We start from the raw sequence: 9,857 nt of genomic DNA on the forward strand, positions 1-9,857 counted from the left end.
CCCCCTTCTACGCCTTCACGACAAACCCGTACAACGCCGCCGCGTTTTGCCAGCGAAGCGCATCGGTCAGCTTGCCGCCGTCCTTCGCGCCTCGATCCGGCGATGATCGCAGCGGCCATGTCGCGAGCATCCGGCACTCATCCACCCGAGCCGGCGCCTCATGATTGGTCCATGGCCAGTCGCTGCCCCACAGCAATCGGTCATCGCCCACGACTTCGCGCCATCTCTGCGCAAGACTGGGCCAGTCCTGCGGTGATGCAAGGCGGTATGGCGCGCTGATCTTCACCCAGACCTGGCGGCGCGCGCGTACGGCAGAGGCGACGTCGAAGACCGCATCTGCGGTTCGCGCGGTGCCAGGCCGGCCAAAGTGGTCAAGCACGACCGGCGCCCCGGCATCGCCAAGCGCCGCGTCAAGCTGCGCCAGCACCATGCCGCCGTCGCCATTGTTGGTATGGAGTTCGACATGCCAGCCCAGCCCGGCGATCCTGTAGAACAGCCCGCGCCAGGGCGCCGTGGCGATGCGCTGCCAGTCCGGATCGCCGTACAGGTTCAGGCGGATGCCCCGCACGCCGGCGGCGTGCAGTGTGGCCAGTTCCTGGTCCGCCACCGCCGGGTCGACCACCGCGACGCCGCGCAAGCGCCCCGGCATGGCCTGCAGCGCGGCCAGCAGCGCCGTATTGTCGGTGCCGAGAAAGCTGGTCTGCACCACCACCCCATATGGGTCTCCCAGTTCCGCAAGCCGGGCATGCCAGTCCTTCAGGTCGGCGGCGTATGGCGGCCGGTAGCGGGCCGATGGCGTGGCCGCTCCGGCATCGAAGACGTGGAAGTGGGTATCCACCAGCGGTAAAGCGCACTTGCTCATCAGTCAGCCCCCTAGTGGCACGGCTCATTCTCGCGGGTATATACGGATATGGCATCCGTGTCCACGTCAGTATTCTAGTCCTCTAGATGACATCGACATCAATTTAGCACGGGTTCGGCATGCCAGACAACGCGCTGCTCCAGATCACCACCGCCGCCGCGGGCCTGAGCCGCTACGGCCAGATCGCGGCGGAACTGCAGGCAAAGATCGTTTCCGGCGCGTGGGCGCCGGGCAGCGCCATCCCTGCGGAAGGCGCGCTGGCAAAGGAGTTCGGCATTGCGCTGGGTACCATCCGCCAGGCCATCGCCGTGCTGGTCCAGCAGGGCCTGCTGGAACGCGTCCAGGGCAAGGGCACGTTCGTGCGCAAGGGACTCACCGGGGCCAGCCTGATGCGGTTTTTCCGCTTCGGCCGTGCCGATGACGCGCCGGCGGTACCACGCTCGGAAATCCTGTCGTGCCGCGCCGTGCGCCTGGACAAGGCCATGGCCACCCGTTTCGGCCTGCCGACGGGCGCGCGCGGGCTGGCGATCTCGCGCCGCCGCTGGCTGGAAGACACGCCCCGGCTGCTGGAAGCGATCTGGCTGCCGCTGCCGCGCTGCGAAGCCCTGCAGCAACTCCCGCCGGCGCAATGGGGCGACCTGCTCTACCCGCTGCTGGGCAGCGCCTGCGGCATCACGGTCCATCGCGCCGTTGACGAAGTGACCTTCCGCACGCTGGCAGCAGACGAGGCATCGTTGCTGGACTTGCCCGACGCGCATCCGTGCGCGGTCGTGACCCGGCACGCCTTCGACCTGGGCGGCAGCTGCATCGAATACCGGCTGACGCGCGGCGACGCCTTTGCCTTTCGCTATACCGCGGACGTCCGCTGACGGACCGCGCCCGAGGAGACAGACCCATGCACGCACGCCATGCGATCGCCACCACGATGGTTGCCATGATCGCCATCACCACGCTGGCGCAGGCCGCCGACACCGCCGCGGCCTGGCCGGCACGTCCCATCACGATCGTGGTGACCTATCCGCCGGGCGGCGGAGCGGACCTGATGGCACGGCTGATCGCCCCGGGTCTCGGGCGCGAGCTGGGCCAGACCGTCATCGTCGAGAACCGCCCGGGTGCCGGTGGGCAGATCGGTGCCGCCTATGTCGCCAAGGCCGCGCCGGACGGCTACACGATGATGGTCGATGCCTCGTCCTATGCGGTGAATCCCAGCCTCTATACACGCCTGCCCTACGATCCGGACAAGGCCTTCCGGCCGGTCAGCGTGCTGGCGCGCTACCCCAATGTGCTGGTGGCCACGGCGAGCTTTCCCGCCAGCAAGGTCAGCGACGTCGTGGCCATGGCCAGGCAGAAGCCGGGCTCGGTCGCCTTTGCCTCCTCGGGCAACGGCTCGGCGCAGCATCTGGCCGGCGTGCTGTTCGAGCAGCGCGCGGGAGTCGATCTTCTGCACGTGCCCTACAAGGGCGGCGGCCCGGCCATGACCGATGTCATCGCCGGCCAGGTGCCGCTGTTCTTTGCCAACGTGGCATCGAGCCTGCAGCACATCAAGGCCGGCAAGCTCAAGCCGCTGGCGGTGACCAGCCATGCCCGCACCCGGGCATTGCCGGCCGTGCCCACCATGCAGGAAGCCGGCGTGGCGAGCTACGAGGTCTATGAGTGGAACGCGGCCTTCCTGCCCGCCGCAACGCCTGACCCGATTGCCACGAAGCTCGCTGACGCGCTGCAGAAGGTCATGACCAGCCCCGAGATCAAGCAACGCGTGGTCGAGCTGGGCGGCGAGGTCGTGGCGGCACCGCCCGCGCAGGCACGGCAATTCATCGACGGGCAGACCCGGCTATGGGCCAAGGTCATCCGGGACGGCAACATCAAGCCCGAATAGCCCCTGCCGGCACCGCCCCTGCCCGCCACGGGCCAGCTACAGAATCCTAAGGAGAAATGCATGACCCCGACCAATCCCCTTCGCCGCCACCTGCTCAAGGCCTCCGCCGCACTGGGCGCCTGCGCGCTGGCACCCACGCTGGCCCGCGCCCAGGCCTGGCCGGCCAAGCCGATCCGCCTGGTGGTGCCGTTCGCGCCGGGCGGCAGCTCGGAGATCGTGGCACGCTCCACCGCGGCGGAGCTGACCAAGCTGCTTGGCGTTTCCGTGTTCGTCGAGAACAAGCCCGGTGCCGCCGGCAATATCGCCATGGGCGAAGTCGCGCGCGCCGATGACAACCACACGCTGATCCTCGGCCATATCGGCACGCTGGCGGTCAATCCCTATATCTTCCCGAAGCTGCCCTACGACCCCAACAAGGACTTCCGCCCGATCTCGCTGCTGTCCAAGGTGCCGAGCCTGTACGTGGTCCACCCGGACGTGCCCGCGAAGAACCTGAAGGAGTTTGTGGCGCTGGCCAAGAGCAAGCCCGGCAAGCTGAACTACGGTTCGGCCGGCAACGGCAGCGCCGGCCACCTGGCCTTTGAATACCTGAAGGCCGCAACCGGCACCTTCATCACCCATGTGCCGTATCGCGGCAGCGGCCCGCAGATCACCGACCTGCTGTCGGGGCGGCTGGATGCGGCAGCCGTCGGCGCGCCCGCGATCATCCAGTTCATCAAGGCCGGCAAGTTGCGCTGCATCGCCACCGGCACAACCCAGCGCATTCCCCAGTTGCCTGACGTGCCGACGGTTGCCGAACAAGGCTATCCCGGCTTCGAGATGACGCAGTGGTATGGCCTGCTGGCGCCGGCATCGCTGCCCCAGGCGGCCACCGACAAGCTGGCGGACGCCACCGTGAAAGCGGTGAAGAGCAAGTCGTCGGTCGAGCGCCTGAGCGCGGATGCGGCGATCGTGGTGGGCGACACGCCGGCGGAGTTCGCGCGCTTTATCGCGCAGGAGCAGCAGCGCTGGAAGCCGATCATTGCGCGGGCGGGGATCAAGCCAGACTAAGCGGACAGCCGCCGGGCCGGATCGCCCCGGTCCGGCGTCAGCTGGCGATCCCGGCCCAGCGCAGGTGCTTGTTCCAGTCCGCGTCGCTGATCACGCCGGACACGCCCTGCCGCTGGCCGTCGGCACGATAGAAGTAGGTGCGCGGCATCTCGCCCATCCAGTCCGGATCGACCGCATAGCGCAGCCGCTCCTGCGGCTCTTGCCCGAACAACCACGCGTTGCGCGTGAGCCTGACGCGCTGGAGCAGTTGCTGCACCTGCGGCAAGGCGTCGGCGCTGTCCATCGACAGCGTGACCACGCGCAGGTCCGGACGCTGCGCGCGCAGCTTGCCGATGGCGTCGAAGTTGCGCTTGCAATAGACGCAGTCAAGCGACCAGACCACCAGCACAAAGGGCTTGCCCTTCTGGCTGGCGGCCAGTTGGGTGGCATTGGCCGATTCGAACACGGCGACGCGGTCGGCCGGTTGACTGCCGGCATTGGCGGTGGCGAGCGCCAGCGTCAGGGTGGCAGCGGCGAGCAGTTTGCGGCGGGATAGCATCATGCGCCCTCCTGCCCCAGCGCGAAGACCTGGAAGCCCTCTGCCTCAGTCCGCCACAACACGTAGGCTCGGCCGGCGTGCTGCAGCAGGTGCGGTTGGTCCGAGTCGCGCTCCGTGCCGGCCAGCTTGCGTGTCTGCCACGTCTTGCCGCCATCGCCCGACTGCATCGTCCACAGGCGGGTCTGCTGGCCGTCAAACGATTTCCAGGTCACTGCGATCTCGTTGTCGTCCAGCGCGACGATATCGGCATGCTGCGCGCGCGGGTCATCCAGCGGGCGCTGTGCCTGCAGCTTGCCGTCCTTCCAGCGCCCGACCGAAACCGTGGGCTTGCCTTCACGCACGTTGAACCAGACCATGTGCACCGTGCCATCGGGCGCCACCGAAGCGCCGGGGCCGTGGTGCGGACAGGCATCGATACGCCAGTCGTCAAAGGTGGCGCGCTGCATCGGCGTGGCCTTGCCGTCGGTGCCCAGCAGCGCCAGCGCGTGGTCGCGCGCATTGGGCGGGAACACATGGCGCCACAGCGCCAGCATCTTGCCGTCGGGCGTGGGCGCCAGGGCGATGCGGCAGCATTCGCACGACTGGTCGGCGATCTTGTAGTCGCCCTGGAAGGTCTTGCCGTGGTCGGCCGAGACCGCGTAGTAGATCGCGGCACCGGCATACGCCTGCTTGCGCGCCTCGGCGGCAACCACGTCGCGCTTGTCGATCCAGCTGACAAAGACGCGCCCGGCGTTGTCCACCGCGATGGCGTCAAAGCGGTGCGCGATCTGGTCGCGGTTGGCATGCACCGTGAGCGGTTCGGCAAAGGACTTGCCGCCATCGGTCGAACGCGCAAAGCGGATGAAGCCCGTCCAGGGCTTGGGCAGCGGCTGGGTCCAGGTGACGTAGATCTCGCCGTCGCGCCCCGCGGCCACCTTGGGCCGGCTTTCGTGATCGGCCGCGACCTGCTCCGGCGTGCTGTTGACATGCTGCGCCGGCCCGAAGCTGCGGCCGTAGTCAGTCGATGCACGTACCGCGACGTAAGGGCCGTCCTTGTAGGCAATCCACAACTTGCCGTCGCGGTCGAAGGCCGCGCCGGTGCCCAGTTCGCTCATCTTCGCGGCCTTGGCCTGGCCGCCGTGGCCGGCGTGGTCGCCGTGCGTTTGCGCGGTCGCGGCCAGCGCGGCGCAGGCCATCAGGCCGGCAACGATCAAACGGAAACCGGGGCGAACGCCTTGCATGGTTGTGGTCAGCCTGTTCACGTGCTCAGAAGGAAAGTTTCGCCTCGGCGTAGAACGTCCGGCCCGGATACGGGTGGTAGACGAAGTAGCGCTGGTCGGTAAGGTTGTCGATGCCAAGCCCGAGGCGCACATTCTTGGCGGGCTTGTACGTCACCTTGACGTCAAATGTCAGGAAGCTGCTGGTGCCGCCGAAGGTGTCGGGATTGGTGTCGGAATTATCGAGCGTATTGTACTGCCGCCCCGAATAGGTCATGGCCAGGGTGCCCGCCCACGCCGGCGTGATGCGATAGGTGCCCACCAGGTTGGCGCGCCACTTGGGGATGCGGTAGAAATACTTGCCCACCGAGGCCGGGTTATTGGCGTTCTCCAGCGTCTTCGAGTGGTTGTAGGCACCGCTGGCCGACAGGTCGAAGCCGCTGACCAGGACATCGCGCGCGTCATAGGCCAGTTCGATGCCGCGGGTACGCACGCGGTCCACGTTCTGGAAGCTGGTGACGGTCGGGAATACCGTGGTGTTGGTCTGGCTGACCAGGGCATCGCGGATATCGTCCTCATACAGCGAGACCCGGAAGTACGACGAATCCACCGTGCGCTCGAACGTCAGGTCCTTCGAGAACGATCGCTCCGGCCGCAGGTTGGGATCGTTGTTGATCAGCGAGGTCCCGGTGATGCGGCCCTGGAACAGCTCGCTGACGGTCGGGTAGCGATAGGCCTGGCCCAGCGACAGCCGGCCCAGCCAGTCCTGCCCGAACGCCTTCTCCAGCGCCAGCTTGGGCGACCAGTTGGATTCGCTGCGCACCGGGTAGCCGATATCCACGCCGGGCTGGCTGCGGCTGCCGTCATAGGCGCGCCAGTGTTCGTAGCGCACGCCGGGGATCAGCTTCCAGTCCTCGGCGAAGTACCAGGCATCCTGCGCATAGAGCGCCTGGGTCTCGGTCTTGCCGGCAAAGGCATTGTTGAACGCGGTGATGGTGGCCGCCTGCCAGTCCGAGGTGTTGTAGGTGGTGTTGGTCAGCCGGTAGTTGTCATAGTGGTAGCCGAACGTGACCCAGTGCCCGCCCTGCAGTTGCTGCGGGCGATAGTCGGCCTTCAGGTCGAGCGTGCGCCAGCCGGTGCCGTCGCCATAGGTCACGGTGCCCGGCCCGTTGCCGGCGGTGTTGGCGCTGCGGCTGATGTCCTTGCTGACATCGAACAGCGACGCCACGCCCGAGAAATTCCAGCCGGTCTCGTTGCGCGTGCGCAGCGACATGCCGTAGAGCCAGCGCGCGTCTTCGCCGTTGCTCGGGGCGAAGGCGTTGGCGGGAATCACATACTGGTAGCCGCCGATATTCACGGGACCGCTCGACACCACGTTGCCATTGGCATCGCGCAGGTAGCTGCCGGTGGCGCTGGAGCGGTCCTGCTGCCAGTAAGCGGCAGTGAACTGCGCCTGCAGTGTATTGGTGATGTCGTAGCCGAGCTTGAGCTTGAGCTGGTCCTGCACCGTGTGCGTGACGCCCTCGCTGTTCACACCCATCACCACGCGGTCGCGGCCGGTCTGGTCCTGGTCGAAGTAGGCGCCGGTGACCGGCCTGTCTGTTGCGCCCGCGGGCCGGGTCGAGCGGGACGCGGTATAGAAGCTCAGCGGCTGGCTCTTGCTGTCCTGCCGGTCCACGCTGACCAGCCACGAGAACGGGCCGACGCGGTCGCCCACATACGCGTTGGCGTGGACCCCGTTGAAGTTGTCGTGCGTGCCGTACAGGCTGAAGCGCTGCGTGAACAGCTGCACGCTGGCGTCGCCTTCAAACTTCTGCGGCGTGCGCGTGGTGATCAGCACCGTCGCGCCGAGCGAGTTGCCGGGATACAGCGCCGAATACGGGCCGTACAGCACGTCCATCCGCTCGATCTCGGCGGCATTGACCAGCGACCAGCGCGGCGGGAAGCTGAAGTCAGAGCCCAGCAGGTTGGACAGCAGCAGGCCGTCGGCATAGACCAGCCCCCGCGCCGACTGGCGCGAACTGGTGCTGCGCACCGAGATGATCGAGTTCATATCGCCGATAAAGCGCTTGCGTACGGCGAGGTTGGGCGCGTATTTGAGGGCGTCTTCCGTATTGACCACATTGAAATCGGCCATGCGGGCGCTGCTGATGCCATAGGCTGGCGAGGGCGTGTTGGGCGGCACGGCCGGCGTTTCGCCACGGTCCGACTTGGCCGAAACCACCACCTCCTGCAGCGGCTCGGGCGCGTCAACCGCCTGCGCGGCGGCAACGGCGGGGCCCATCAGCACCGCCGAGACGGCCAGGGCAATACGATTCTTCTTCACGCGAAACCTTCTTGTTGTCTTCGTTGGCTCGTCCCACCTGTGCGCAGCATGCGGCGCTTCTCCCTGAGAGCAAGCGCTGACATTTTATGGGGCATGAAGGCGCACGCCGATGCGACATAGCGACGCGGTCAGCGGGGCCGCATCCGCGTTAACCCGTATATCCAATGCGCAGCCTTGTCACTACATTGCCCGGATTGGCGGCAAGCCAATGTGATGCAGGGAGAGACTGTCGCGGCGCCCGCCGTGGACAGCGCCGAAGGAGCAACCGCCCCGGAAACTCTCAGGCAAAAGGACCGGCATCACCAGTCAGTGCACTCTGAAGAATGCCGGACGCTATCGTCCGCCGGTATACCGAAGGAGCAAGCGCACCCCGCCCTCGCGGCCGGGTGCCGTGAATCTCTCAGGTCCAGAACAGAGGGGGCGTCCGCCACGCATATTGCGTCCGGGCTCCCACCATCGACGTTCCTGGAACCTGCAGATCATGAAATCAATCGCTGTCATCGGCGGTGGCATCACGGGTGTCACCACGGCCTACGCGCTCGCCAGGCGCGGATTCGCCGTCACGCTGTTCGAACGCCACCGCTATGCCGCCATGGAGACCTCGTTCGCCAATGGCGGCCAGTTGTCGGCCTCCAACGCCGAGGTCTGGACCCACTGGTCCACCATCGTCAAGGGCATGAAGTGGATGCTGCGCAACGACGCCCCGCTGCAGGTCAATCCCCGGCCGAGCTGGCACAAGCTGTCGTGGTTCGCCGAGTTCATGGCTGCGATCCCCCACTACCGCCGCAACACTATCGAGACCGCGCGCCTGGCCATCGCCGCGCGCGAGCACCTGTTCGACTGGGCGGCGCAGGAAGGCATCGACTTCGACCTGAAGCAGGAAGGCATCCTCCATATCTACCGCGACAAGTCCGGCTTCGAGCATGCCGGCCGGGTCTCGGCGCTGCTGGCACAGGGCGGGCTGGAGCGGCGCGCCGTGACGCCAGGGGAAATGCGCGCGATCGAGCCGACGCTGGCCGGCTCGTACTACGGCGGGTATTTCACCGAGAGCGACTCCACCGGCGACATCCACAAGTTCACCAGCGGCCTGGCGGCGGCGATTGCCCGCCTGGGCGTGCGCTGCCTCTACGGCCAGGACGTGCGCGCGGTGAAGACCGACGGCCGGCGCGCCACCGTGACCGTGCAGGACGGCGCGGACACGGCCAGCTCCACCTTCGACGGCGCCGTGATCTGCGCCGGCACCGCCAGCCGCGCGCTGGCCGCGGGGCTGGGCGACCGCGTCAACATCTATCCGGTCAAGGGCTACTCGATCACGGTCAACCTGACCGACGAGGCCAGCCGCGCCGCCGCACCAGTAGTCAGCCTGCTCGATGACGAAACCAAGCTGGTCACCAGCCGCCTGGGCGACGACCGCTTCCGCGTGGCCGGCACTGCCGAGTTCAATGGCTACAACCGCGATATCCGCGCCGACCGCATCCGCCCGCTGGTGGAATGGGTGCAGCAATGCTTCCCCGGCGTCAGCACGCGCAGCGTTGTGCCCTGGGCCGGGCTGCGGCCGATGATGCCGGACATGCTGCCGCGCGTGGGGCGCGGGCGTGCGGCCTGCATCTTCTACAACACCGGCCACGGGCACCTGGGGTGGACCTTGTCAGCGGTGACGGCGGATATGGTGGCAGGGGTGGTCGACCGGCATCTCGGCGCAAAGGTGGCGGTCGCGCCGGGTGCGTCGCTGGCATTGGCCAAGGCCTGAGCCTGAACTTGCAGATGTTTTCTCCCCTCTCCCATTTATGGGAGAGGGGCGGGGGTGAGGGCGGGCGTCTCCTCGAAGTGAAGCGTCGCGATGCTTGCCAGGCGCCTGCCCTCTCCCCGCACTGCCTTGTCCAGCAACGTTTACTCACCAGTCGATAAGTAAGTCGACAAATTGGGGAACTTTGCGATGCCCGTGCCGGTCGGATCGTGTATGAAACGAGACGGACGTACATTTGACCATCAGACGCTGGAGGCGATTC

Annotated in this window: 8 protein-coding genes and 2 riboswitches; of the genes, 4 read left to right on the forward strand and 4 right to left on the reverse strand. The window is 67.0% G+C overall.

What is annotated here, in order from left to right:
* Positions 1–7: 7 nt before the first annotated feature.
* A complete protein-coding gene (locus tag DN412_RS22550; protein WP_115213611.1) occupies positions 8–862 on the reverse strand; it encodes an amidohydrolase family protein in 855 nt (284 codons plus the stop codon).
* Positions 863–981: 119 nt separating this feature from the next.
* Between DN412_RS22550 and DN412_RS22555 the strand changes: the two genes are divergently transcribed.
* From DN412_RS22555 to DN412_RS22565, 3 genes are read left to right on the forward strand one after another with little or no spacing between them, the layout of a single operon-like run.
* Entirely contained in the window at positions 982–1,731 is a 750-nt protein-coding gene (locus DN412_RS22555) for a GntR family transcriptional regulator (RefSeq protein ID WP_115213612.1), read from the forward strand.
* A 26-nt stretch (positions 1,732–1,757) separates the two neighbouring features.
* The gene (locus tag DN412_RS22560; RefSeq protein WP_115213613.1) at positions 1,758–2,738 is read left to right on the forward strand and encodes a tripartite tricarboxylate transporter substrate binding protein; all 981 of its coding nucleotides are present in this window, start codon (positions 1,758–1,760) and stop codon (positions 2,736–2,738) included.
* 60 nt (positions 2,739–2,798) lie between these two features.
* The gene (locus tag DN412_RS22565; protein WP_078199366.1) at positions 2,799–3,788 is read left to right on the forward strand and encodes a Bug family tripartite tricarboxylate transporter substrate binding protein; all 990 of its coding nucleotides are present in this window, start codon (positions 2,799–2,801) and stop codon (positions 3,786–3,788) included.
* Between the two features lie 37 nt (positions 3,789–3,825).
* On the opposite strand, the gene DN412_RS22570 is transcribed toward DN412_RS22565, so the two are convergent.
* From DN412_RS22570 to DN412_RS22580, 3 genes are read right to left on the reverse strand one after another with little or no spacing between them, the layout of a single operon-like run.
* Positions 3,826–4,329: a TlpA family protein disulfide reductase gene (locus DN412_RS22570; RefSeq protein WP_115213614.1), complete on the reverse strand. Its 504-nt coding sequence runs from the start codon at positions 4,327–4,329 to the stop codon at positions 3,826–3,828.
* On the reverse strand, positions 4,326–5,546 hold the full coding sequence (locus tag DN412_RS22575; protein WP_115213624.1) for a sialidase family protein: 1,221 nt from the start codon (positions 5,544–5,546) through the stop codon (positions 4,326–4,328). Before DN412_RS22575 ends, DN412_RS22570 begins: the two co-directional genes overlap by 4 nt.
* Before the next feature lie 25 nt (positions 5,547–5,571).
* Entirely contained in the window at positions 5,572–7,848 is a 2,277-nt protein-coding gene (locus DN412_RS22580; protein WP_115213615.1) for a TonB-dependent receptor, read from the reverse strand.
* Positions 7,849–8,055: 207 nt separating this feature from the next.
* Positions 8,056–8,154, forward strand: a riboswitch (glycine riboswitch).
* A riboswitch (glycine riboswitch) is annotated at positions 8,155–8,273 on the forward strand.
* 56 nt (positions 8,274–8,329) lie between these two features.
* On the opposite strand from DN412_RS22580, the gene DN412_RS22585 reads away from it, so the two are divergent.
* Entirely contained in the window at positions 8,330–9,598 is a 1,269-nt protein-coding gene (locus DN412_RS22585) for a D-amino acid dehydrogenase (protein WP_115213616.1), read from the forward strand.
* Positions 9,599–9,857: the final 259 nt, after the last annotated feature.

Source organism: Cupriavidus lacunae, from assembly GCF_003353055.1.
Lineage (GTDB): Bacteria > Pseudomonadota > Gammaproteobacteria > Burkholderiales > Burkholderiaceae > Cupriavidus > Cupriavidus lacunae.

Bases quoted from the DNA above. Each gene is read 5' to 3' on its own strand.
- DN412_RS22550 (WP_115213611.1), bottom strand. From the start codon at position 862: ATGAGCAAGTGCGCTTTACCGCTGGTGGATACCCACTTCCACGTCTTC.
- DN412_RS22555 (WP_115213612.1), top strand. From the start codon at position 982: ATGCCAGACAACGCGCTGCTCCAGATCACCACCGCCGCCGCGGGCCTG.
- DN412_RS22560 (WP_115213613.1), top strand. From the start codon at position 1,758: ATGCACGCACGCCATGCGATCGCCACCACGATGGTTGCCATGATCGCC.
- DN412_RS22565 (WP_078199366.1), top strand. From the start codon at position 2,799: ATGACCCCGACCAATCCCCTTCGCCGCCACCTGCTCAAGGCCTCCGCC.
- DN412_RS22570 (WP_115213614.1), bottom strand. From the start codon at position 4,329: ATGATGCTATCCCGCCGCAAACTGCTCGCCGCTGCCACCCTGACGCTG.
- DN412_RS22575 (WP_115213624.1), bottom strand. From the start codon at position 5,546: ATGCAAGGCGTTCGCCCCGGTTTCCGTTTGATCGTTGCCGGCCTGATG.
- DN412_RS22585 (WP_115213616.1), top strand. From the start codon at position 8,330: ATGAAATCAATCGCTGTCATCGGCGGTGGCATCACGGGTGTCACCACG.